The sequence below is a fragment of the Streptomyces glaucescens genome (assembly GCF_000761215.1).
GTDB lineage: Bacteria > Actinomycetota > Actinomycetes > Streptomycetales > Streptomycetaceae > Streptomyces > Streptomyces glaucescens_B.
Window position 1 is genome coordinate 5,414,422 of the sequence record NZ_CP009438.1, and the last position, 21,903, is coordinate 5,436,324.

Sequence of the window (21,903 nt, forward strand, 5' to 3'; positions counted from 1 at the left end):
CGGCACCTACGTCGTGCCGCAGTTTCTCAGAGCCCAGCTCGCCATCGACCATCGAGTACGTCTTTGACTATTGGGCAGTTCAGGCATTCCAGCACGTGGACCAGTGCTCTTCCAAACATGGGAATGCGGTGAAACCGCGTGAGGAAGGCCGCAGATAAAACGGTCATAAAGAACGAGCCCCGCCAAAAGACGGGGCTTCCGTGCGCGCAGCGAGACCACCTGACCGCGACGCGTGGCGGTACCATCCGATTCCTCTGCCGAAACGTTATGAACAGCGGAGCCGACCGTGTCTAAGGCCACAGCCGGCTCCGCCGCACGGGTGCGAGTGCCTGCGGCAACTACCGCGGCGCACGCTTCACTTGAGTACTACTTCAGCCGGGCCATCAGCGCGTGCTCGACCAGCGTGATCAGCGCGGACTTGGCATCCGCGCGGTGCCGGGCGTCGGTGGTGATGATCGGGGTGTCGGGCCCGATCTGCAGCGCCTCGCGCACCTCGTCCGGGCTGTACGGCTGGTGGCCGTCGAAGCCGTTGAGGGCGACGACGAACGGCAGCCCGCTGTTCTCGAAGTAGTCGACCGCGGGGAAGCAGTCGGCCAGCCGCCGGGTGTCGACCAGCACGACCGCGCCGATCGCGCCGCGCACCAGGTCGTCCCACATGAACCAGAAGCGGTCCTGGCCCGGCGTACCGAACAGGTACAGGATCAGGTCCTGGTCCAGCGTGATACGGCCGAAGTCCATCGCCACGGTCGTCGTGGTCTTGTCCCCGGTGTGGGTGAGGTCGTCGATGCCCGCCGAGGCGGACGTCATGACGGCCTCCGTGCGCAGCGGGTTGATCTCCGAGACGGCGCCGACGAACGTGGTCTTGCCCACGCCGAAACCACCCGCCACCACGATCTTCGCGGAGGTGGTGGAACGCCCCGGAGCAGCCGCCCCGCTAGAGCTTGCGAAGTCCACTGAGCACCCTTTCGAGCAGTGTCACGTCCGGCGCACCGCCGTTGTTCTCGTCGCCGCCCGGCTGGTGTACGGCGACCAGTCCGGCCTCGGCGAGGTCCGCGACCAGGATCCGGGCCACACCGAGCGGCATGTTCAGCAGCGCCGACACCTCGGCGACCGACTTCACCTCGCGGCACAGGTGGCAGATGCGCTGGTGCTCGGGGAGCAGCCCCATGAGCGCTGCCGGGTCGGCCGTGGTGCTGATCAGAGCCTCGAGGGCCAGTTGGTAGCGCGGCCGGGTCCGGCCGCCGGTCATCGCGTAGGGACGCACCAGCGGCTGGTCGCCCTCGTCCCCGTACGGATCACTGTACGGATCATGAGAGGCGGTGGGCGGGGTCATGAATCCTCCGGGCGGGACAGCAAGTCGGTCAGTCAAGCCGTCTGACGGGGGCCGGTGGGGGGATTGTGTCGGCCGGACGGTGATTTGGTGAGACGGGTGGATCTTCTAACGGTCAGTGGAGCAGACTGCCTTGCAGTTCGGCGCGCAGGTCCGGTGTGAGCACCGCGCCCGCCCGGTCCACGAGCAGAGCCATCTCGTAGCCGACGAGGCCGATGTCCGCCTCCGGGTGCGCCAGGACGGCCAGCGACGAGCCGTCCGAGATGGACATGAGGAAGAGGAATCCCCGCTCCATCTCGACGACGGTCTGCGCGACGGTGCCGCCCTCGAAGATCCGGGAGGCCCCGGCCGTCAGCGAGGTGAGTCCGGACGCGACGGCCGCCAGCTGGTCGGCACGGTCGCGCGGGAAGCCCTCGGACAGCGCCAGCAGAAGACCGTCGGCGGACACGACGACGGTGTGGGACACCCCGGGGGTGTTGTCCACGAAGTTGGTGATCAACCAGTTGAGGTTCTGTGCGGCCTGGCTCATCGGGCTCAACTAACGCTCCTGCGGGTGAGTGGGGCTCGGGAAACTGCCCGTCTGGCCCGAACCGGCCTGACGGCCCTGTGCGATACCCCGACGGAGGTTGGTCAGCCGGCCGCGTACGTCCTGGGGAGCACGCGAGACCTGCGGACCGCTCTGGTTCGGCTGCTGCTGCGCGGTGCCCGGGACGAGGTTCGCCCGGGGGACCCGGCGCGGCAGGCCGGACGTGGTGACCCCGCCCGCGGCGGGCTGGCGGACGCGCTCGGCCTGCTTCACGAGGTCGTCGTTCGGCGAGCTGCGCCAGGCGGCCGAGGCCGCCCGCTGCGGTCCGGTGGGAGCCTGCGGCTGCTGCGGCGCCCGGTCGGGCGCCGAGCCGTTGCCCGCCGGCCGTTCGGCCCGGGTCTGCGGGGCCGGCCGGCCCTGCTGGCCCTCCTGCGCCTGCTGGCCCTGCTGCGCCTGCTGGCCGTGGAACCAGTTGGTCTCCAGCGTGTCGTACAGCGGCGTACGCCCGTCACCGGGACCGGACGCCGGCGGCAGTGCCTCCGGCTCCGGGCGCCGCTGCTGCGGACGCTGCGCGGCGCGCTGGGCGCCGAAGTCGTCGGACCGGCCGGTGTGCCGGCCGCCGGGCAGGGCGTGCCGGCCGGTGGCCGAGCCGTCCTCGGCGGGCACCGGGTACTGACCGGTGGAGCCGTTGTCGTAGCCCTGCTGCTGGGCGGCCGGGTACTGGCCCGTGGCGCCGTTGTCGTAGCCCTGCTGCTGGACGGCCGGGTACTGGCCGGTGGCGCCGCCGTCGTACGGCTGCGGCGCGCGGGACTGGCCCGTGCTGCTGCCGTCGTAGCCCTGGGGCGCGGCGAACTGGCCGGTGGAGCCGTTGTCGTAGCCCTGCGCGACCGGGAACCCGCCCGTGTTCGACGGGTCGCCCCCGGCCGGCGTGCCGAAGACGTCCGGACGGACGAACGGGCCGGTCTGCTGCTGCTCCTGCGCGCCCGGGTGGCCGAAGTCGGCACCGGCGGGCGGGACCTGGCGCTCCTCCGCCCTGCCGATGGCGGGCATCTCCGCGGTGGCGCCGGGACCCTGGCGGTCGTCGGCCCGCGGCATCCGGGAGGTCTGCGCGACGTCCGGCTCCTCGTGCCCGCGCGGGGTGTCCAGCGAGGCGCGCGGCACCGGCGGCCGGGCGTTGTCGTCGCCCCAGCTCGGCACGCGCGGCTGCTGCGGGTTGCCCCCCGGCAGCTCGGCCCGCGGGCCACCACGCGGCGGGAGCTGCGGCTGCTGTGCCTGCCGGCCCCGCCGGCCGCCGCGCTCGCCGTCCTGGCCGCCACGCTGCTGCGACCCCGGGCCACGGGAGTCCTGGCCCTGCGGCGCACCGGCCGGGCCTGCCGGACCGGCGGCCTGGAGGCCCTGCGGGGCACCGGAACCGGCCGGAGCCGGGCGGCCCAGCTGCGGTCCGGGAGCCTGCGGTCCGCGCGCGCCACCGGGACCGCCGAGGCCACCGGGAGCACCGAGCCCGCCGGGAGCCCCCGGACGACCGCCGCCGTCGCGGCCCGGCAGCGCGGCGCGCGGACCCTGACCGGCCCCGAGCAGTCCGCCGCCGACACCGCCGCCACCGAGCGCACCGCCGTTCCCGCCGCCGTTCTGGCGACGGGCCGCGGCCGCGCCCGCGGCGGCCTGCGCGGCGGCCGGACCGCCGGAGACACCGGGACCCTGCCCCTGCTTGGGCTGCGGCTTCTTGCCGCCCTGGGCGACGTCGACGGGCAGCATGACCAGCGCGGTCGTACCGCCGGAGTCGGACGGGCGGAGCTGGATGCGGATGCCGTGCCGCTGGGACAGCCGGCCGACCACGAACAGACCCATGCGGCGGGAGACCGACACGTCCACGGTGGGCGGCGAGGCGAGCCGCTCGTTGATCGCGGCCAGGTCCTCCGGCGACAGACCGATGCCGGTGTCGTGGATCTCGATCAGCACCCGGCCGTCGGGCAGGGCGTGACCGGTGACCTTGACCTTGGTCTGCGGCGAGGAGAACGAGGTGGCGTTCTCCAGCAGCTCGGCGAGCAGGTGCACGAGGTCGTTGACGACCCGGCCGGCGACCTGCGTGGTCGGCACGGCGGCCAGCTCGATGCGCTCGTACTGCTCCACCTCGGACGCGGCGGCGCGCAGCACGTCGACCAGCGGGACCGGGCGGGTCCAGCGACGGCCGGGCTCCTCGCCCGCGAGGACGAGGAGGTTCTCACCGTTACGGCGCATGCGGGTGGCGAGGTGGTCCAGCTTGAACAGCGAGGCGAGCTGGTCCGGGTCGGCCTCGCGGGACTCCAGCTCGGAGATCAGCGAGAGCTGGCGCTGGATCAGACCCTGGGAGCGGCGCGAGAGGTTGGTGAACATCGCGTTGACGTTGCCCCGCAGCAGGGCCTGCTCGGCGGCGAGGCGGACCGCCTCGCGGTGCACGTCGTCGAAGGCCGCGGCCACCCGGCCGATCTCGTCCCGGGAGTGGACGCCGACCGACTCGACGGACGTGTCGACGTCCTGGGGGTCGGTCTCGGACAGCTGCTTGACCAGCTCGGGCAGGCGCTCGGAGGCGACCTTGGTCGCGGTGTCCTCCAGCCGGCGCAGCGAGCGGATCATGGAGCGGGCCACCACGAAGGCGCCGACCAGCGACACGCCGAGCACGATCAGGATCAGCGCACCGGAGATGATCGCTTCCTGCTCCGACTCGCTGCGCAGCTCGCGGGCCTTCTGCTCCATCTCCTCGAGCAGCGTGCGCTCGATCTTCTTCATCTGCTCGATCTTCGCCGAGCTGTCGTCCAGCCAGTCCTGGTACGAGCGCTTGTCCAGGCCCTCCAGACCCTCGGGCCGGCCGAACGCGCGCGAGGCGTAGAGGTCGGTCGCCTCGATGGTGGAGTTGCCCTCTTCGATGGGCTCCAGCAGTTCGGCGGCGTTCTCGTCGCCGTAGATGCTCCGGAAGCTGCTGATGTCGGACTTCTGGCTCTGCAGCGCCGACTCGGCGTACAGGCGGTCGTTCGCGGAGAGGTTGCCGTAGGTGTCCTTGTTGGCCGGCAGGGCCGCCGCGAGGACCGCGCGCTGGATGGAGGCGTACTCCTTGGCGGAGGAGAAGGCCGCCAGGGCGCGCGTGCGCTGGATCATCTCCGGGTTGCTCGTCGCCTCGGCCATGTCCTGGGAGAGGTCGAGCAGGTGCTCGATCAGCCGGTGGTAGGCCTCGACGGTCTGCATGTTGTTGTTCTTGGCCTCGTAGGCCGTGCTGCGGACCTTGTTGAGGGTCATCAGGTCGCGCGCCAGGCCGACGACGCTGTCCCGGACGCCCTGGAGGTTGCCGTCCCGGCTGGCGGTGTCGATCTCCTCGGAGGAGTCGAGGAAGTTCTTCAGGGCGCGGTCGGTCTTGTCCCGGTAGCCCTTGACTGTGATGGCGCTGGAGGTCGAGCCGTGCGCCAGCGGACCGGCGGACTTGTCGCGCTCCTCCTGGAGCGCCGCGGCCAGCTCGGTGGCCTGCTTGGTCATGTCCGTCAGCAGCTTCATGTTGTCGAGCTGCTGCATGTCCTCCATCGACTGGGTGATGCGCAGCGCGCCCAGCGAGGTCGCCGCGACCACGGGGAGGGTGAGCAGCGCGACCAGACGGGTGGAGATCCGCCAGTTGCGCAGGGCTATTCGGGGGCCGGGACCGGTCGGGCCCTGCGGCGGCTTCACGGTCGGCACGGGGGCCGCCGGGCCCGCGGAAGCGGACGTGCCGGGGCGCCCGGGGCGGGTGCCGCCCTCGGCGGACGGGCCCTGGCCCTGGGCGTGCTGGGGCGAGGAGCTGCCGGCCATGGGGCCAGTCCCGCCGTGCGGCTCCGGCTCCGCCGAACCGCTGCCATCCCTCTTGAAACGTCCCTGCACTAGCGTCGCAACCTCTGGACCAGGCGTCCTTCCGGAACGGAAGGACGGTGTCGGCGTCGTCGGGGACGCCCTGAATACGTCCCCGGGTGGTCGTGAGTGACCGCTTCCCCCTTCTCGCCGCCACTCGGCGCGTGTCGCGCCCCCTGCGCGCCGGCTCGTTCCCGCGGCGGTCCGTGGAATTCCAGCACAGTGCAGGATCTCCAACAAGGCCAGTGGGTCATGCTGTGACCTCCGTGACAGCTCGTGAGGGGCGCGTCACGAGATGTGCAGCTGGCTCCGCCTTATAACGGACATTTGCCTACGAGTCGTCGAGGCGTTCACGGTGTCCCAGTCGCCATGATCAGGAGCGGAATGGTCGCTTCAAATGCCGAATGTCCGTTTCGTTGGCATGAGCTGCCTGCCTGGATTGACCGTTTTGTGGGTGAGTTCGTGAGCAAACTCACACGCGGTTCATGAGCGCTTCCGCCGTTTGACGGGAATCCGCATGTTTAGCCTGACGCTTTACAGGAGTCAGGGTTCTGACAAGAGCGGCATTCCGACCACCACCGACCGAGGACACCCGTGAAGACGACGACGATGTTCCACAAGATCGCCAACCCGCGGCGCACGACGCTGGCGCACCTGAAGGGCGCCGACGAACTGCAGACCCCGGTGCAGCCGGAGCACCCCGTCGAGCTGCCGTCCCAGACGGCCAACCCCAAGCGTACGGTCCTCATGGAGATCCCGGTGGGCGCCTCCTCGGCCCAGTAGCCGCACCGGAGACCGATCCACCCGGGCGCCCCGCGCACGATGCGCGGGGCGCCCGCTGCGTACCGCGCTAGCCTGGAGCGTCAGACTCCCGCCAGCTCAGTCAAGGGGCAAAGCATCCCGTGCGCATCGCCAGGTTCTCCATCGACGGGAACGTCGCCTTCGGCGCGGTCGAGGGCGACAAGCCGGACGAGCTCGTCCTCGACATCATCAAGGGCATCCCGTTCACGGACTTCGAGCTCTCCGGCACCAAGGTGCCGCTGAGCAAGGTCAGGCTGCTGCCGCCGGTGCTCCCCAACAAGGTCGTGGCCTTCGGCCGCAACTACGCGGAGCACGCGCGCGAGCTGGGCAACGAGGTCCCCGACGCCCCCTTCGCCTTCTTCAAGCCGTCGACCTCCGTCATCGGCCCCGGAGACGACATCCAGTACCCCTCCTTCACCGAGGAACTGCACCACGAGGCCGAGCTGGCCGTCGTGATCGGCCGGATGTGCCGCGAGGTGCCCCGCGAGCGCGTCAAGGACGTGATCTTCGGCTTCACCTGCGCCAACGACATCACCGCGCGGGACGTGCAGAAGCGCGAGAAGCAGTGGGCGCGGGCCAAGGGCTTCGACACCTCCTGCCCGCTCGGCCCCTGGGTGGAGACCGGGCTGGACCTCGAGGCGGCTTCCGACCTGACCGTCCAGCTCACGGTCAACGGCGAACAGCGCCAGCTCGGCCGGACCAGCGAGATGATCCACTCCATCGAGGAGCTGATCGTCAACATCTCCGAGGCCATGACGCTGCTCCCCGGCGACGTGATCCTCACCGGCACCCCGGCTGGGGTCGGACCCCTGAACGTCGGCGACGAGGTCGCCGTCACCATCGAAGGCATCGGCACTCTCACCAACAAGGTTGTCAAGCGTGGCTAGCGCACCCGGCTCCGTACGCGTCCGTTTCTGTCCCTCGCCCACCGGTAACCCCCACGTGGGCCTGGTCCGCACCGCCCTGTTCAACTGGGCCTTCGCCCGGCACCACGGCGGCACCCTGGTCTTCCGCATCGAGGACACCGACGCGGCCCGCGACTCGGAGGAGTCGTACCATCAGCTGCTCGACTCGATGCGCTGGCTCGGCTTCGACTGGGACGAGGGCCCCGAGGTCGGCGGCCCGCACGCGCCCTACCGCCAGTCGCAGCGCATGGACCTCTACAAGGACGTCGCGCGAAAGCTGCTGGACGCCGGTCACGCGTACCACTGCTACTGCTCCCAGGAGGAGCTGGACACCCGCCGCGAGGCCGCCCGCGCCGCCGGCAGGCCGTCCGGCTACGACGGCCACTGCCGCGAGCTGTCCGCCGCCCGGGTCGAGGAGTACAAGGCCCAGGGCCGCGAGCCGATCGTCCGCTTCCGCATGCCGGACGAGACCATCACCTTCACCGACCTGGTCCGCGGCGAGCTGACCTTCACCCCGGAGAACGTCCCGGACTACGGCATCGTCCGCGCCAACGGCGCCCCGCTGTACACCCTGGTCAACCCGGTCGACGACGCCCTGATGGAGATCACCCACGTCCTGCGCGGCGAGGACCTGCTCTCCTCCACCCCCCGCCAGATCGCGCTGTACAAGGCGCTGATCGAGCTGGGCGTCGCCAAGGGCATCCCGCAGTTCGGCCACCTGCCGTACGTCATGGGGGAGGGCAACAAGAAGCTCTCCAAGCGCGACCCGCAGTCCTCGCTCAACCTCTACCGCGAGCGCGGCTTCCTCCCCGAGGGCCTGCTCAACTACCTCTCCCTGCTGGGCTGGTCCCTCTCGGCCGACCAGGACATCTTCACGATGGACGAGATGGTCGCGGCCTTCGACGTGCAGGACGTGAACCCCAACCCGGCCCGTTTCGACCTCAAGAAGTGCGAGGCGATCAACGGCGACCACATCCGCCTGCTGGACGTGAAGGACTTCACGGAGCGCTGCCGCCCCTGGCTGAAGGCCCCCTTCGCGCCCTGGGCGCCGGAGGACTTCGACGAGGACCGGTGGCAGGCGATCGCCCCGCACGCCCAGACCCGCCTCAAGGTCCTGTCGGAGATCACCGACAACGTCGACTTCCTCTTCCTGCCCGAGCCGGTCTTCGACGAGCCGAGCTGGACCAAGGCGATGAAGGAGGGCAGCGACGCCCTGCTGCGCACCGCCCGGGAGAAGCTGGAGGCCGCCGACTGGACCTCCGCCGAATCCCTGAAGGAGGCCGTCCTGGCCGCCGGCGAGGCCCACGGCCTCAAGCTCGGCAAGGCCCAGGCCCCGGTCCGGGTCGCCGTCACCGGCCGCACGGTCGGCCTGCCGCTCTTCGAGTCCCTGGAGATCCTGGGCAAGGAGAAGACCCTGGCCCGCATCGACGCGGCGCTGGCGAAGCTCGCCGCGTAGGACCCACGGCGCCTGAAGGGGCGGCACCCGGTCTCCGGGTGCCGCCCCTGTCGCGTCCGTCACACCCGCCCCGGCCCGGGCCGCGGGACCGCGGCAACCGGCTGACGGGTCCGGTACCCGGGCGTTACCGTCGGGGCATGAGCATCCGTGCCGTGGTCTGGGACGTGGACGACACGCTCTTCGACTATGCGACCGCGGACCGCGAGGGCATGCGCGCCCACCTGGCGGCCGAGGGCCTGCCGGACCGGCACGGCGGCCCGGAGCGGGCCCTTGCGCGCTGGAAGGACCTCACCGCGCGGCACTGGGCGCGCTTCGCGGCGGGCCGGGTCTCCTTCGAGGGCCAGCGCCGCGACCGGGTCCGCGACTTCCTGGAACGGCCGTTGACGGACGCGGAGGCCGACGCCTGGTTCGAGCGCTACCTCGCCCACTACGAGGCCGTCTGGGCCCTGTTCCCGGACGTGCTGCCCGTCCTCGACGCCCTGGCCGCCAGCCACCGCCACGCGGTGCTCTCCAACTCCAGCCTCACCGTCCAGGACCGCAAGCTGCGCGCGCTCGGCGTCCGCCACCGCTTCGAGGCCGTCCTGTGCGCCGCCGAACTGGGCGTCTCCAAGCCCGAGGCAGGCGCCTTCCTCGCCGCCTGCGAGGCGCTGTCGCTGCCTCCGGAGCAGGTCGCCTACGTCGGCGACCACCCGGAGATCGACGGCCGGGGCGCGGCCGAGGCCGGGCTGCTGTCGGTCTGGATCGACCGGCCGGGCGGCTCCGCCGCCGTGGTGGTTCCGTCCGGTCCGCACCGGATCGTGTCCCTCTCGGAACTCCCGGCGCTGCTCCGCGCGGAAAGCCGTTTTGGAGCCCCGTCCACCTTCGGGTAATGTTCTTTCTGCGCCGCCGGGGACGGGCCGAAAGGCCGGGAACCGGAGGAGCGAACTAGAACAAGATCCCCCTAGGGGGCTTGCGTTCCAGTGGCCTATGGTGTAATTGGCAGCACGACTGATTCTGGTTCAGTTAGTCTTGGTTCGAGTCCAGGTAGGCCAGCTCGCGGAGCTTCATCCGCAACCGTGGATCTGATCCACAAAGCCCCCGTTGTGTAGCGGCCTAGCACGCTGCCCTCTCAAGGCAGTAGCGCCGGTTCGAATCCGGTCGGGGGTACGGTGATCTCTCACGAGATGATCGCTAGGGCCCCCGTTGTGTAGCGGCCTAGCACGCCGCCCTCTCAAGGCGGTAGCGCCGGTTCGAATCCGGTCGGGGGTACTGACTGGTCTAAACCACATTGGTCTATGGTGTAATTGGCAGCACGACTGATTCTGGTTCAGTTAGTCTTGGTTCGAGTCCAGGTAGACCAGCTCGGACCTGCGGAAACGCAGAGTCCACGCCCCCGTTGTGTAGCGGCCTAGCACGCCGCCCTCTCAAGGCGGTAGCGCCGGTTCGAATCCGGTCGGGGGTACGAGTCCCCAGGGGCCCTCGCTTCGGCGAGGGCCCCTTTCGGCGTCCACGGCGGATATCAAGTGGGCGCGCGGTGCCAGGACTTCGGCATGCCGGGCGCGGCCCGGGGACGCGCCGTACGCACACCCCCCGGATGCGCCCCGTCACCGTTCGTGTTCGGTGTCCCTGCGGGCCGGTGGTGCCGGCGGAAGAGCGTGCCGCGGCGTTGGGGCGCGCTCTCCCACCGGTCCCCGCGGGCGTCAGCCCGAGCGGCGCAGGGCCTCGGAGAGGCGGGCGGCGGCGTCGATGACCGCCTGGGCGTGCATCCGGCCCGGGTGGCGGGTCAGGCGCTCGATGGGGCCGGAGACCGAGACGGCGGCCACCACGCGGTTGGAGGGGCCGCGCACGGGCGCGGAGACGGACGCGACGCCCGGCTCCCGCTCGCCGATCGACTGGGCCCAGCCGCGGCGCCGCACGCCCGACAGGGCCGTCGCCGTGAAGCGGGCGCCCTGCAGACCGCGGTGCAGGCGCTCGGGCTCCTCCCAGGCCATGAGGATCTGCGCGGACGAGCCCGCCTTCATGGTCAGCGTCGAGCCGACCGGGACGGTGTCCCGCAGACCGGACAGACGCTCCGCCGCGGCGACGCAGATGCGCATGTCGCCCTGGCGGCGGTAGAGCTGCGCGCTCTCGCCGGTGACGTCCCGGAGGTGGGTGAGCACCGGGCCGGCCGTCGCGAGGAGGCGGTCCTCGCCGGCCGCCGCGGCCAGTTCCGCCAGGCGGGGCCCGAGGATGAACCGGCCCTGCATGTCACGCGCCACCATGCGGTGGTGTTCCAGAGCCACGGCCAGGCGGTGGGCCGTGGGTCGTGCCAGTCCGGTGGCCGCGACCAGACCCGCGAGGGTGGCCGGACCGGACTCCAGGGCGCTCAGGACGAGGGCCGCCTTGTCCAGAACGCCGACGCCGCTACTGTTGTCCATGCAACGATACTTGCGTCTCACTCTGTGAAACGCAAGTTCAATTTTCCGTGGAACACGCCACCCTGGATGTCACGAAGGCACAGCGGCCCGCACAGGTGACGGGCCTGGCGGCGGACGCCCGTATCCAGGGGCGCGGGCGCCGCTTCCTCAAGATCTCTAGTTGGGTCGGCGCACCTTTGCCGGCCGGAGGGAAAGCGATGGGTAGGACACTCGCGGAGAAGGTCTGGGACGACCACGTCGTCCGGCGCGCCGAGGGCGAGCCCGACCTCCTCTACATCGATCTGCACCTGCTGCACGAGGTGACCAGCCCGCAGGCCTTCGACGGCCTCCGCAAGAGCGGGCGCACCGTGCGCCGGCTCGACCTCACCATCGCGACCGAGGATCACAACACCCCGACCCTCGACATCGACAAGCCCATCGCCGACCCGGTCTCCCGGGCCCAGCTGGAGACGCTGCGCAAAAACTGCGCGGAGTTCGGTGTCCGGCTGCACCCGCTGGGCGACGTCGAGCAGGGCGTCGTGCACGTCGTCGGCCCGCAGCTCGGCCTGACCCAGCCCGGCACGACCGTCGTCTGCGGCGACAGCCACACCTCGACCCACGGCGCCTTCGGCGCGCTGGCGTTCGGCATCGGCACCTCGCAGGTCGAGCACGTGCTGGCCACCCAGACGCTGCCCATGGCCCGCCCGAAGACCATGGCGATCACGGTGAACGGGGAGCTGCCCGACGGCGTCACCGCCAAGGACCTGATCCTCGCGATCATCGCGAGGATCGGCACCGGCGGCGGCCAGGGCTACGTCCTGGAGTACCGCGGCTCCGCCATCGAGAAGCTCTCGATGGAAGCCCGGATGACCATCTGCAACATGTCGATCGAGGCCGGCGCCCGCGCCGGCATGATCGCCCCCGACGAGACCACCTTCGCGTACCTCAAGGGCCGTCCGCACGCCCCCGAGGGCGCCGACTGGGACGCCGCGGTCGCGTACTGGAAGACGCTGCGGACCGACGACGACGCCGAGTTCGACGCCGAGGTGGTCATCGAGGCCGCCGAGCTGTCCCCGTTCGTCACCTGGGGCACCAACCCGGGCCAGGGCGCGCCGCTTTCGGCGTCCGTCCCCGACCCGGCTTCGTACGAAGACGCCTCGGAGCGCCTCGCCGCCGAAAAGGCCCTGGAGTACATGGGGTTGGAGGCCGGCCAGCCGCTGCGCTCCATCAGGGTGGACACCGTCTTCGTAGGCTCCTGCACCAACGGCCGCATCGAGGACCTGCGCAACGCCGCCGAGATCCTGCGCGGCCGCAAAATCGCCGACGGGGTACGGATGCTGGTCGTCCCGGGCTCCGCGCGGGTGGGTCTGCAGGCCGTCTCCGAGGGTCTGGACGTGGTCTTCAAGGAGGCCGGCGCCGAGTGGCGGCACGCGGGCTGCTCGATGTGCCTGGGCATGAACCCGGACCAGCTGGCCCCGGGCGAGCGCTCCGCCTCCACCTCCAACCGCAACTTCGAGGGCAGGCAGGGCAAGGGCGGCCGCACCCACCTGGTGTCACCGCAGGTCGCGGCCGCGACGGCCGTCCTGGGACACCTCGCCTCCCCGGCCGACCTGTCCGACGCCGAGACCCGTACGCCCGCTGGAGTCTGATCACTCATGGAAGCTTTCACCACGCACACCGGCCGGGCCGTCCCGCTGCGCCGCAGCAACGTCGACACCGACCAGATCATCCCCGCCCACTGGCTCAAGAAGGTGACCCGGGACGGGTTCGAGGACGGACTGTTCGAGGCCTGGCGCAAGGACCCCGCGTTCGTGCTCAACCGGCCCGAGCGGCAGGGCGCCACGGTGCTGGTCGCCGGCCCGGACTTCGGCACCGGCTCCTCCCGCGAGCACGCGGTGTGGGCGCTGCAGAACTACGGCTTCAAGGCCGTGATCTCGTCCCGCTTCGCCGACATCTTCCGCGGCAACTCGCTCAAGAACGGCCTGCTCACCGTGGTCCTGGAGCAGCAGACCGTGGACGCGCTGTGGGAGCTGACCGAGGCGGACCCGCAGGCGGAGATCACCGTCGACCTGGTCGCGCGCGAGGTGCGCGCCGAGGGCATCACCGCCGCCTTCGAGCTGGACGAGAACTCCCGCTGGCGGCTGCTGAACGGGCTGGACGACATCTCCATCACCCTCCGGAACGAGGAGGACATCGCGGCGTACGAGGCGAAGCGCCCCGCCTACAAGCCGCGGACGCTCCAGGTGTGATCTCCTGGAGGCCGCCAGGTCCTCCGCAAGGTCGAGTTTCGGCCACCCAACACCCCGGCTGTACCCCCGATCGGCCCGATCGGGGGTACAGCCGTTTTTGTGCTCGCGGAGCGTCGCCCGGGCCGCGGCCCGGCCTCAACTTCCCACGTTAGAGCGGTGGTTGCAGGGGTAGGCGGTCGATGGCGGCGCGGCGGGGCCGGCCGCCGGGAGGGCCGTTCGAGGCGGCAGTTGCCCCCCGGGCAGGCGACAACTCGCCCCAGATGGCACAATCTGTGCATGGAACACGACGGCCAACTCGAGCTCTATGCGGCAGTCGCGGACCAACTCAAGAGAGCGCACGCAAGGGTGCGCGCACTGCAAGTCCCGGAGGGCGTACGGGTGGCGCTGACCCGGAAGCTGCTGGTCATCACGGCCGCGGCCAAGCACGATCTCGCCGATGCGACAAGGCGTCTGGAGCGGTTCACCGCCGACCTCGACGAGGGGCGATTCCCCGAAGGGGACGGCTGAGCACGTCCGGGACTGCCGAGTCGGTTGCGGCACGAGGGTGATTAGCCCGTTTCGTGTTTGATTTGCGGTATATATCTGCCTAACGTGCGAAAAAGCTTGAACACTTTCGTTCTGGCGATGTCTCCGAAGGGGAAGACGTGAACAAGGCGCAGCTCGTAGAAGCGATTGCCGACAAGATGGGCGGCCGCCAGCAGGCCGCCGATGCCGTCGACCACGTACTGGACGCCATCGTCCGCGCGGTCGTCGCAGGTGAGCGGGTCTCTGTCACCGGCTTCGGTTCGTTCGAGAAGGTCGACCGTCCGGCGCGCTACGCCCGGAACCCCCAGACCGGCGAGCGGGTTCGGGTGAAGAAGACCTCGGTGCCGCGCTTCCGCGCCGGCCAGGGCTTCAAGGACCTGGTCAGCGGCTCGAAGAAGCTGCCCAAGGGTGACATCGCGGTCAAGAAGGCCCCCAAGGGCAGCCTCTCCGGCCCGCCCCCCACCATCGCCAAGGCCGCGGGCAAGAAGGCCGCGGCCAAGAAGACGGCGAGCGCCACCAAGACCACGGCCGCGAAGAAGACCACCGCCAAGAAGGCGACGCCGGCCGCGAAGAAGACCACGGCCACGGCCACGGCGAAGAAGACCACGGCGAAGAAGGCACCCGCCAAGAAGGCCGCCACCACGGGCGCCGCCGCCAAGACCACCGCCGCGAAGAAGACCACGGCCACGAAGGCGACGGCCAAGACCGCCCCGGCGACGAAGAAGGCGACGGCCAAGAAGGCGCCCGCCAAGAAGTCGTCCGCCCGCAAGACCACCACCGCCAAGAAGGCCACCGCCCGCAAGAAGTAAGGGCAGGCCACAGGGGCACTCACGCGCCGGGCCGGACTCCCCGGGGAGTCCGGCCCGCGGCGTGTGCGGACACGGACGACGTGCCGGTCAGAAGGTCTGCAGCGTCACCAGTGTGATCGTGCGGGACTCGCCCTCGCCCGCGGTCTCGATCCGCACCCGCTGCCCGGGCCGCAGCAGCCGCAGTCCCCCCGCGTCGAACGCGGCGGCGTCGAAGGGGACGGGCGTGCCGTCGTCGAGCAGCACCTGTCCGCTGCGCGTCTCGGCGTCGTACGTGTATGCGGTCGCCTGCATGACGGCAGCCTACTGCCCGGGGATCAGCAGGCGCGCGGCCATCGCCGCCGTACGGGCGCCCACCCCCAGCGCGAGCGCGGTCCGCAGATCGGCCCCGGTGTCCACGTCCTGCCGTACCGAATCCACCCCGGCGAGCTCCAGTTCCACCGCGCCGGTCGCGCGGTGCCGGGCCCGTGAATCCGGGCCGAACGCGGGCTGCAATTCCCGGCCGGGCCGGGCGGCCAGCAGTGTCGTTCCGATTTCCGCGGCATCCGGGAGAAAAGCGCGCGGGAATTGCGCGGCCGCCGCCAGGACCCGGGCCAGTTCCGCCGGCCGCAGCGCCGGGAGATCGGCGTTCAGGGCGGCCACGGCGCTTTCCGGGCACTCCGCGCGGACCGCCGCCGCCGCGTGCTCCAGCGCGGCGTTGAGGCCGCCGCCCGGTTCGTCGGGGACGATTCGGGCGCCCAGGGCCGCCAGCTCCCGCCCGGCCAGCGCGTCGTCCGTGACGACGGCCACATCCCGCACCGCCGCGCAGGCCAGCGCCGCGGCCACCGTGTCCTGGGCGAACGCCAGGGCGAGACCCGGGCGCAGCCCCGCGGCGGCGGTGTCCGCCAGCCTGCTCTTCGCCCGTGCCAAGGGCTTCAGGGGTATCACCAAGGTCCACTGCACGAGCGTCGCGCCCCTCTCCGGTCGCCGATATTGTCCCCCGGGCCATCGGGTGGCCCGGCTGCCGGGGCGTACGGTGTTCTCGACAGACCGGCGGTCCGGGGCGACACTTGTGCGGCCCCCGGGCCTGGTGGCAGCCCTAGAGGAAGGTGTCCGCGTGCCCCGCCGCAGAATCGGGTTCTGGTACCGCTTCGCCGCGGTGATCTGCAAACCGCCGCTGGTGGTTCTGCTCAAGCGGGACTGGCGTGGAATGGAGCACATTCCGGCCGAGGGCGGATTTATCACCGTGGTGAACCACAATTCGCACGTCGACCCCTTTGCGTACGCGCATTTCCAGTACAACACCGGTCGTGTGCCGCGGTTCCTGGCGAAGAGCGGGCTTTTCAAGAAGGGCTTCGTCGGTGCCGCGATGCGTGGCACCGGGCAGATCCCCGTCTACCGCGAGAGCACGGACGCGCTCAGCGCCTTCCGGGCCGCGATCGACGCCGTGGAACGCGGTGAATGCGTCGCCTTCTACCCCGAGGGCACCCTGACCCGCGACCCCGACGGCTGGCCCATGACCGGCAAGACCGGCGCCGCCCGGGTCGCCCTGCGCACCAAGTGCCCGGTGATCCCGGTCGCCCAGTGGGGCTGCAACGAACTGCTGCCGCCGTACGCCAAGAAGCCGAACCTCTTCCCGCGCAAGACCAGCCGGGTGCTGGCCGGCCCGCCCGTGGACCTCTCCCGGTTCTACGACAAGGACATGACCGCGGACGTCCTCAGGGAGGCGACCGAGGTCATCATGGCCGCGATCACCCGCCAGCTGGAGGAGATCCGCGGCGAGAAGGCGCCCGAGACGCCCTACGACCCGAAGCGCGAACGCGTCGAGCAGCGACGGCGCACCCAGGCGCAGGCCCGGGCCCAGGCGCGGGCACAGCAGGTGCAGGGGCAGCGGACGGAAGGGCAGGGCAAGTGAGCAAGCCGGTCAAGGCGGCGGTGTTCGGCGCCGGTTCGTGGGGCACGGCCTTCGGCATGGTGCTCGCCGACGCGGGCTGCGAGGTCACCGTGTGGGCCCGCCGCGAGGAGGTCGCCGAAGCGATCAACTCGACCCGGGCCAACCCCGACTACCTGCCCGGCGTCCGGCTCCCGGAGAACCTGCGGGCCACCACCGACCCCGCCGAGGCCGCCGCCGGCGCCGACTTCACGGTGCTGTCCGTCCCGTCGCAGACGCTGCGCGGCAACCTGGCCGCCTGGGTGCCGCTGCTGGCCCCGGACACCGTGCTGGTCTCCCTCATGAAGGGCATCGAACTCGGCACCGCCATGCGGATGAGCGAGGTCATCGACGACGTGGCCAAGGTCGGCCAGGACCGGACCGCCGTGGTCACCGGGCCCAACCTCGCCCGCGAGATCGCCGCCCGGATGCCGGCCGCCTCCGTGGTCGCCTGCACCGACGAGGCCGTCGCCCGGCGGCTCCAGGCCGCCTGCCACACCCCGTACTTCCGCCCGTACACCAACACCGACGTCGTCGGCTGCGAACTAGGCGGCGCGGTGAAGAACGTCATCGGCCTCGCCGTCGGCATCGCGGACGGCATGGGTCTCGGCGACAACGCCAAGGGCTCGCTGATCACCCGGGGCCTCGCGGAGACCACCCGACTGGGCCTGGCGATGGGCGCCGACCCGCTGACCTTCTCCGGACTCGCCGGCCTCGGTGACCTGGTGGCCACCTGCTCCTCGCCGCTGTCGCGCAACCACACCTTCGGCACCAACCTCGGCAAGGGCATGACCCTCCAGGAGACCATCGCGGTCACCAGGCAGACCGCCGAGGGCGTCAAGTCCTGCCAGTCGGTGCTGGATCTGGGCCGCCGGCACGGCGTCGACATGCCCCTCACCGAGACCGTCGTGGGCATCGTGCACGAGGGCAAGCCGCCGGTGGTCGCCCTCGAGGAGCTGATGTCGCGCAGTGCGAAGCCCGAGCGACGCTGAGCGACCCCGCGGGGCGGACGCTGCCCCGGGACCCCGCCTCCGGGTACTCTCATCGCGATATGAGCACCGAGAACCTCCCCCAGAGCCCTGAGCAGCCGCCTCGCAAGCCGCGCGTGGCCGTCGTGTTCGGCGGGCGCAGCTCCGAACACGGGATCTCCGTGGTCACCGCCGGCGCCGTCCTCAAGGCCGTCGACCGGACGCGCTACGACGTCCTGCCGATCGGCATCACCCAGGACGGCCGGTGGGCGCTCACCGCCGACGATCCGGAGCGGATGGCGATCACCGACCGCCGCACGCCGAGCGTCGACGACCTGGCCGAGTCCACCGAGGGCGGCGTGGTGCTCCCCGTCGACCCCGCCAGCCGCGAGGTCGTCTACAGCGAGCCCGGCTCGGTGCCCAAGGCGCTGGGCGAGGTCGACGTGGTCTTCCCGGTGCTGCACGGCCCGTACGGCGAGGACGGCACCCTCCAGGGCCTGCTGGAGCTGTCCGGGGTGCCGTACGTGGGCTCCGGTGTGCTCTCCTCGGCCGTCGGCCAGGACAAGGAGTACATGAAGCGGGTCTTCGAGTCGTTCGGGCTGAAGGTGGGCCCGTACCTGGTGATCCGGCCGCGCGAGTGGGAGCGGGACGAGAGCGGTGCCCGGCGCCGGATCGCCGACTTCGCGGGCGAGCACGGCTGGCCGCTGTTCGTGAAGCCCGCGCGCGCGGGTTCCTCGATCGGCATCACCAAGGTCGACGACTTCTCCGGCCTCGACGAGGCGATCGCCGAGGCCCGCCGCCACGACCCGAAGATCCTGGTCGAGGCCGCGCTGCGCGGCCGGGAGATCGAGTGCGGCGTCCTGGAGTTCGAGGACGGGCCGCGCGCCTCCGTGCCCGCCGAGATCCCGCCGCCGGACGCGCACGCGTACTACGACTTCGAGGCCAAGTACATCGACTCCACGCCCGGTGTCGTCCCGGCCCCGCTGACCGCGGAGGAGACCGCCGAGGTGCAGAGGCTCGCGGTGGCGGCGTTCGACGCCGCGTCCTGCGAGGGCCTGGTGCGCGCGGACTTCTTCCTCACCGAGGACGGCGAGTTCGTGATCAACGAGATCAACACGATGCCCGGCTTCACGCCCATCTCGATGTACCCGCAGATGTGGCAGGCCAGCGGCATCGGCTACCCCGAGCTGGTCGACCGGCTGATCCAGGCGGCGCTCCGCCGTTCCACGGGACTGCGGTGACCTGACGGCCGGGGAAACCTCGCAGGCCCCGGGCCTTTCGTTCGGATCAGCCCGGCTTGAGGTCCGGAGCGCCGCGACGCCGGGGTGATCCGAACGACAGGCCCTGGCTAGTCGGCGAGCCCCGCGGGGATCGCCGACTTCACGGCCGGCGCGAGGTCGATCAGCGCTCCCGAGCTGTCGGCGTCCTCCGGCACGCGGACCTCGACGTAGGCACGCCGGTTCGCGGTGGTGAACCGGAAGCCGCCGTCCGCCTTCTCCTGGAGCCAGTCGACCCCGTTCACCCCGCCCGGCACCGCGTCCGGGTCCCGTCCCTCGGCGACCTTGGGGTCGATCATCTTGGGCGGCCGGGGCACCCCGCAGCGCAGTATGATCTCCGGGTTTCCCCAGCCCGCGGTCAGCGCGGAACGGGGCTCAGGGTCCTTGCGGCTCAGACCGGCCACCTTCCCCGGCAGCGCTTCGTCCAGCTTCCGGCACAGCCCGGTCACCGTCGCGTCCGGACTGGGAACCGCCACCGAGGCGCTGTCGTCTGCTGAGGAGCAGCCCGCGGTGGCGATCAGCAGGGCGAGCGCGGGCAGGCCGATGAGCCGGTGACGGAAAGAGTTCACCGGCACAGGGTAGACGGGGGCTACAGATGGACGACCGGGCAGGTCAGGGTGCGGGTGATGCCGTCCACCTGCTGGACCTTGGCGACCACCATGCGGCCCAGGTCGTCGACGGTGTCGGCCTGCGCGCGCACGATGACGTCGTACGGGCCCGTCACGTCCTCGGCCTGGATCACTCCAGGGATCTTGCTGATCGTCTCGGCGACGGTCGACGCCTTGCCGACCTCCGTCTGGATCAGGATGTACGCCTGTACCACGGAACCTCCAGGGCGGCCACGAGGATCATGCGGGGGGAAAGGAACGCCACGGTATCGCGTCGTCGCACGCCGCGGGGAGACCTGCGGGAAGCCGGCCGCGCGCGCCGGGGTGGCGGCACCGCGGAGGTTGACGTACCGGGCACCGCGCCGACGGCCACGCCGGCCGGATCGAGGACACTGGTGACGCGCGACCGGGCATGCACGAGGACAGAAGGGGCGTAAGGGCAATGAAGGGCACTGTTGGTGAGCTCGGGGAGTTCGGGCTCATCAGGGAGCTCACCTCCCGTCTCACCACCACCCCGGCGGTGCGGGTCGGCCCCGGCGACGACGCCGCGGTGGTCGCCGCACCCGACCGCAGGGTCGTGGCCAGCACCGACATCCTCGTGGAGGGCCGGCACTTCCGCCGCGACTGGTCCACGGCGTACGACGTCGGCCGCAAGGCCGCCGCGCAGAACCTCGCGGACATCGCCGCCATGGGCGCGGTGCCGACCGCGCTGCTGCTCGGCCTGGTCGTGCCCGCCGAGCTGCCGGTGACCTGGCCCAGCGAGCTCATGGACGGCCTGCGCGACGAATGCCAGGTCGCGGGCGCCGCCGTGGTCGGCGGGGACGTCGTACGCGGCGACACCATCACCGTGTCCATCACCGCGCTCGGCGATCTGCGCAACCAGGAGCCCGTGACGCGCGGCGGGGCCCAGCCCGGCGATCTCGTCGCGGTGACCGGCTGGCTCGGCTGGTCCGCCGCGGGCTACGCGGTGCTCTCCCGCGGCTTCCGCTCGCCGCGCGCCTTCGTCGAGGCGCACCGGCGCCCCGAGCCGCCCTACCACGCGGGACCCGCCGCGGCCGGGCTCGGCGCCACCGCGATGTGCGACGTCAGCGACGGGCTGATCGCCGACCTCGGGCACATCGCGGAGGCCAGCAAGGTGCGCATCGACATCCGTTCCGGCGCGATCGACATCCCCTCCCAGATGAACGACATCGGGCAGGCCGTCGGCGTGGACCCGCTCCAGTGGGTGCTGACCGGCGGCGAGGACCACGCGATCGTGGCGACCTTCCCGCCGGACGTGAAGCTGCCCGCCCGCTGGAAGGTCATCGGCGAGGTGCTGCACCCCTCCGCGCTGCCGCAGGTGACGGTGGACGGGGCGCCCTGGACCAGCAAGGGCGGCTGGGACCACTTCGGGGACATGGAGTCGTGACCGTGCCGCCGAGAGTGCTGACCGTGGCCGGCTCGGACTCCGGCGGCGGCGCCGGCATCCAGGCCGACCTGAAGACGATGCTCGCGCTCGGGGTCCACGGGATGAGCGTGGTCACCGCGGTGACCGCGCAGAACTCGCTGGGCGTCCAGGGCGCCTGGGAACTCCCGGTGGAGGCGGTGCGGGCGCAGTACCGCAGCGTCGTCGACGACATCGGCGTCCAGGCCGTGAAGACCGGGATGCTCGCCTCGGCGGAGCTCGTCGAGGCGGTCGCCGGTCTGATCTCCGCGACGGACGCCCCGGCGGTGGTCGACCCGGTGGGCGTCTCCAAGCACGGGGACCCGCTGCTGGCGGCCTCCGCGCTGGAGTCCGTGCGCACCGAGCTGCTGCCGGTCGCCACCGTCGCCACCCCCAACCTGGACGAGGTCGCCCAGCTCACCGGCGTCCGGGTCGAGTCCGAGGCGCAGCTGCGCCAGGCCGCCGAGGCCGTCCTGGCGTACGGTCCCCGCTGGGTGGTGATCAAGGGCGGCCACCTGGCCGGGGAGGCCGTCGACCTGCTCACCGACGGCTCCGAGGAGCACTGGCTGCGCGCGCCCCGGCACGACAACCGCCACACCCACGGCACGGGCTGCACCCTCGCCTCGGCGATCGCCTCCCACCTGGCGCTGGGCCACACCGTGCCGGAGGCGGTGAGGGCGGCCAAGGAGTACGTCACCGGGGCCATCGCGGCCGGCTTCGCGCTCGGCGGCGGCATCGGCCCGGTGGATCACGGCTGGGCCCTGTCGCGGGCCCAGGGCACCCCCGGGGCGGGGGAGTAGCGCCGCGCGGGGGCGGGGCACCGGCTCACGCCCCCGCGGGTACAGCAAAAAGCCGGTCCACCGAGGTGGACCGGCTTCTCACAGCGAACCGGCAGTGGC

22 protein-coding genes and 5 tRNA genes are annotated in these 21,903 nt (G+C 71.5%); 18 read left to right on the plus strand and 9 right to left on the minus strand.

The features are described from left to right. Positions 1 to 366: 366 nt before the first annotated feature. The 4 genes from SGLAU_RS23540 to SGLAU_RS23555 all read right to left on the minus strand — a co-directional run bounded on the left by SGLAU_RS23540 (position 367) and on the right by SGLAU_RS23555 (position 5,735). Entirely contained in the window at positions 367 to 954 is a 588-nt protein-coding gene (locus tag SGLAU_RS23540; RefSeq protein ID WP_078957858.1) for a GTP-binding protein, read from the minus strand. Next, complete coding sequence (locus tag SGLAU_RS23545; RefSeq protein WP_043504343.1) at positions 935 to 1,333, minus strand: DUF742 domain-containing protein; 399 nt, start codon at positions 1,331 to 1,333, stop codon at positions 935 to 937. Before SGLAU_RS23545 ends, SGLAU_RS23540 begins: the two co-directional genes overlap by 20 nt. A 112-nt stretch (positions 1,334 to 1,445) precedes the next feature. After that, positions 1,446 to 1,859 carry a roadblock/LC7 domain-containing protein gene (locus SGLAU_RS23550; protein WP_043504344.1) on the minus strand — a complete coding sequence of 138 codons (414 nt, stop codon included), beginning with the start codon at positions 1,857 to 1,859 and terminating at the stop codon, positions 1,446 to 1,448. Positions 1,860 to 1,868: 9 nt separating this feature from the next. Beyond that, on the minus strand, positions 1,869 to 5,735 hold the full coding sequence (locus tag SGLAU_RS23555; RefSeq protein WP_043504346.1) for a nitrate- and nitrite sensing domain-containing protein: 3,867 nt from the start codon (positions 5,733 to 5,735) through the stop codon (positions 1,869 to 1,871). Positions 5,736 to 6,296: 561 nt separating this feature from the next. Between SGLAU_RS23555 and SGLAU_RS23560 the strand changes: the two genes are divergently transcribed. The 9 genes from SGLAU_RS23560 (at position 6,297) to SGLAU_RS23600 (ending at position 10,305) form a co-directional block, all read left to right on the plus strand. Beyond that, positions 6,297 to 6,485 carry a hypothetical protein gene (locus tag SGLAU_RS23560; RefSeq protein ID WP_043504347.1) on the plus strand — a complete coding sequence of 63 codons (189 nt, stop codon included), beginning with the start codon at positions 6,297 to 6,299 and terminating at the stop codon, positions 6,483 to 6,485. Positions 6,486 to 6,604: 119 nt separating this feature from the next. Continuing rightward, complete coding sequence (locus SGLAU_RS23565; protein ID WP_043504348.1) at positions 6,605 to 7,390, plus strand: fumarylacetoacetate hydrolase family protein; 786 nt, start codon at positions 6,605 to 6,607, stop codon at positions 7,388 to 7,390. Continuing rightward, positions 7,383 to 8,864: a glutamate--tRNA ligase gene (gene gltX, locus SGLAU_RS23570; protein WP_078957859.1), complete on the plus strand. Its 1,482-nt coding sequence runs from the start codon at positions 7,383 to 7,385 to the stop codon at positions 8,862 to 8,864. Before SGLAU_RS23565 ends, gltX begins: the two co-directional genes overlap by 8 nt. A gap of 137 nt (positions 8,865 to 9,001) precedes the next feature. After that, the gene (locus SGLAU_RS23575) at positions 9,002 to 9,733 is read left to right on the plus strand and encodes an HAD family hydrolase (protein ID WP_043504350.1); all 732 of its coding nucleotides are present in this window, start codon (positions 9,002 to 9,004) and stop codon (positions 9,731 to 9,733) included. 91 nt (positions 9,734 to 9,824) lie between these two features. Next, positions 9,825 to 9,896: transfer RNA gene (locus SGLAU_RS23580), tRNA-Gln, on the plus strand. Between the two features lie 41 nt (positions 9,897 to 9,937). After that, a tRNA-Glu gene (locus SGLAU_RS23585) sits at positions 9,938 to 10,010 on the plus strand. A gap of 29 nt (positions 10,011 to 10,039) precedes the next feature. Then, positions 10,040 to 10,112 (plus strand) — tRNA-Glu (locus SGLAU_RS23590). A 20-nt stretch (positions 10,113 to 10,132) separates the two neighbouring features. Continuing rightward, positions 10,133 to 10,204: transfer RNA gene (locus SGLAU_RS23595), tRNA-Gln, on the plus strand. 28 nt (positions 10,205 to 10,232) lie between these two features. After that, positions 10,233 to 10,305, plus strand: a tRNA-Glu gene (locus tag SGLAU_RS23600). Between the two features lie 238 nt (positions 10,306 to 10,543). On the opposite strand, the gene ndgR is transcribed toward SGLAU_RS23600, so the two are convergent. Then, a complete protein-coding gene (gene ndgR / locus SGLAU_RS23605; RefSeq protein ID WP_026278050.1) occupies positions 10,544 to 11,260 on the minus strand; it encodes an IclR family transcriptional regulator NdgR in 717 nt (238 codons plus the stop codon). Between the two features lie 197 nt (positions 11,261 to 11,457). Here ndgR and leuC point away from each other — a divergent pair, with 197 nt between their 5' ends. From leuC to SGLAU_RS23625, 4 genes are all read left to right on the plus strand, one after another. Then, entirely contained in the window at positions 11,458 to 12,888 is a 1,431-nt protein-coding gene (gene leuC / locus SGLAU_RS23610; RefSeq protein WP_043504352.1) for a 3-isopropylmalate dehydratase large subunit, read from the plus strand. Between the two features lie 6 nt (positions 12,889 to 12,894). After that, on the plus strand, positions 12,895 to 13,488 hold the full coding sequence (gene leuD, locus SGLAU_RS23615) for a 3-isopropylmalate dehydratase small subunit (protein WP_043504353.1): 594 nt from the start codon (positions 12,895 to 12,897) through the stop codon (positions 13,486 to 13,488). A 276-nt stretch (positions 13,489 to 13,764) separates the two neighbouring features. Beyond that, complete coding sequence (locus tag SGLAU_RS23620; RefSeq protein ID WP_043504354.1) at positions 13,765 to 13,995, plus strand: hypothetical protein; 231 nt, start codon at positions 13,765 to 13,767, stop codon at positions 13,993 to 13,995. 137 nt (positions 13,996 to 14,132) lie between these two features. Next, positions 14,133 to 14,822, plus strand: a complete 690-nt coding sequence (locus tag SGLAU_RS23625) for an HU family DNA-binding protein (protein WP_043504355.1) — start codon at positions 14,133 to 14,135, stop codon at positions 14,820 to 14,822. Positions 14,823 to 14,909: 87 nt separating this feature from the next. Here SGLAU_RS23625 and SGLAU_RS23630 read toward each other — a convergent pair whose 3' ends face one another. Both SGLAU_RS23630 and cofC read right to left on the minus strand, forming a co-directional pair. After that, on the minus strand, positions 14,910 to 15,113 hold the full coding sequence (locus SGLAU_RS23630; protein ID WP_043504356.1) for a hypothetical protein: 204 nt from the start codon (positions 15,111 to 15,113) through the stop codon (positions 14,910 to 14,912). 9 nt (positions 15,114 to 15,122) lie between these two features. Then, on the minus strand, positions 15,123 to 15,761 hold the full coding sequence (gene cofC / locus SGLAU_RS23635; protein WP_043504357.1) for a 2-phospho-L-lactate guanylyltransferase: 639 nt from the start codon (positions 15,759 to 15,761) through the stop codon (positions 15,123 to 15,125). 154 nt (positions 15,762 to 15,915) lie between these two features. On the opposite strand from cofC, the gene SGLAU_RS23640 reads away from it, so the two are divergent. The 3 genes from SGLAU_RS23640 to SGLAU_RS23650 are packed head-to-tail and all read left to right on the plus strand — an operon-like array spanning position 15,916 to position 18,937. Then, positions 15,916 to 16,713: a lysophospholipid acyltransferase family protein gene (locus SGLAU_RS23640; protein WP_043504359.1), complete on the plus strand. Its 798-nt coding sequence runs from the start codon at positions 15,916 to 15,918 to the stop codon at positions 16,711 to 16,713. Continuing rightward, entirely contained in the window at positions 16,710 to 17,720 is a 1,011-nt protein-coding gene (locus SGLAU_RS23645) for an NAD(P)H-dependent glycerol-3-phosphate dehydrogenase (RefSeq protein ID WP_043504360.1), read from the plus strand. Before SGLAU_RS23640 ends, SGLAU_RS23645 begins: the two co-directional genes overlap by 4 nt. A 59-nt stretch (positions 17,721 to 17,779) precedes the next feature. Then, on the plus strand, positions 17,780 to 18,937 hold the full coding sequence (locus tag SGLAU_RS23650) for a D-alanine--D-alanine ligase family protein (RefSeq protein ID WP_043504361.1): 1,158 nt from the start codon (positions 17,780 to 17,782) through the stop codon (positions 18,935 to 18,937). Positions 18,938 to 19,044: 107 nt separating this feature from the next. Here the strand turns inward: SGLAU_RS23650 and SGLAU_RS23655 are convergent, their stop codons facing one another. After that, positions 19,045 to 19,542: a DUF3515 domain-containing protein gene (locus SGLAU_RS23655; RefSeq protein ID WP_043506943.1), complete on the minus strand. Its 498-nt coding sequence runs from the start codon at positions 19,540 to 19,542 to the stop codon at positions 19,045 to 19,047. 20 nt (positions 19,543 to 19,562) lie between these two features. Beyond that, entirely contained in the window at positions 19,563 to 19,796 is a 234-nt protein-coding gene (locus tag SGLAU_RS23660) for an Lrp/AsnC family transcriptional regulator (protein WP_003997603.1), read from the minus strand. Between the two features lie 227 nt (positions 19,797 to 20,023). Between SGLAU_RS23660 and SGLAU_RS23665 the strand changes: the two genes are divergently transcribed. Further along, positions 20,024 to 20,989 carry a thiamine-phosphate kinase gene (locus SGLAU_RS23665; RefSeq protein WP_043504362.1) on the plus strand — a complete coding sequence of 322 codons (966 nt, stop codon included), beginning with the start codon at positions 20,024 to 20,026 and terminating at the stop codon, positions 20,987 to 20,989. Continuing rightward, positions 20,986 to 21,804, plus strand: a complete 819-nt coding sequence (gene thiD, locus SGLAU_RS23670) for a bifunctional hydroxymethylpyrimidine kinase/phosphomethylpyrimidine kinase (protein ID WP_043504364.1) — start codon at positions 20,986 to 20,988, stop codon at positions 21,802 to 21,804. The genes SGLAU_RS23665 and thiD overlap by 4 nt, the downstream gene beginning before the upstream one ends. Positions 21,805 to 21,903 lie beyond the last annotated feature (99 nt).

Bases quoted from the DNA above. Each gene is read 5' to 3' on its own strand.
- SGLAU_RS23545 (WP_043504343.1), bottom strand. From the start codon at position 1,333: ATGACCCCGCCCACCGCCTCTCATGATCCGTACAGTGATCCGTACGGG.
- SGLAU_RS23550 (WP_043504344.1), bottom strand. From the start codon at position 1,859: ATGAGCCAGGCCGCACAGAACCTCAACTGGTTGATCACCAACTTCGTG.
- SGLAU_RS23575 (WP_043504350.1), top strand. From the start codon at position 9,002: ATGAGCATCCGTGCCGTGGTCTGGGACGTGGACGACACGCTCTTCGAC.
- ndgR (WP_026278050.1), bottom strand. From the start codon at position 11,260: ATGGACAACAGTAGCGGCGTCGGCGTTCTGGACAAGGCGGCCCTCGTC.
- leuC (WP_043504352.1), top strand. From the start codon at position 11,458: ATGGGTAGGACACTCGCGGAGAAGGTCTGGGACGACCACGTCGTCCGG.
- leuD (WP_043504353.1), top strand. From the start codon at position 12,895: ATGGAAGCTTTCACCACGCACACCGGCCGGGCCGTCCCGCTGCGCCGC.
- SGLAU_RS23620 (WP_043504354.1), top strand. From the start codon at position 13,765: ATGGAACACGACGGCCAACTCGAGCTCTATGCGGCAGTCGCGGACCAA.
- SGLAU_RS23630 (WP_043504356.1), bottom strand. From the start codon at position 15,113: ATGCAGGCGACCGCATACACGTACGACGCCGAGACGCGCAGCGGACAG.
- SGLAU_RS23650 (WP_043504361.1), top strand. From the start codon at position 17,780: ATGAGCACCGAGAACCTCCCCCAGAGCCCTGAGCAGCCGCCTCGCAAG.
- SGLAU_RS23665 (WP_043504362.1), top strand. From the start codon at position 20,024: ATGAAGGGCACTGTTGGTGAGCTCGGGGAGTTCGGGCTCATCAGGGAG.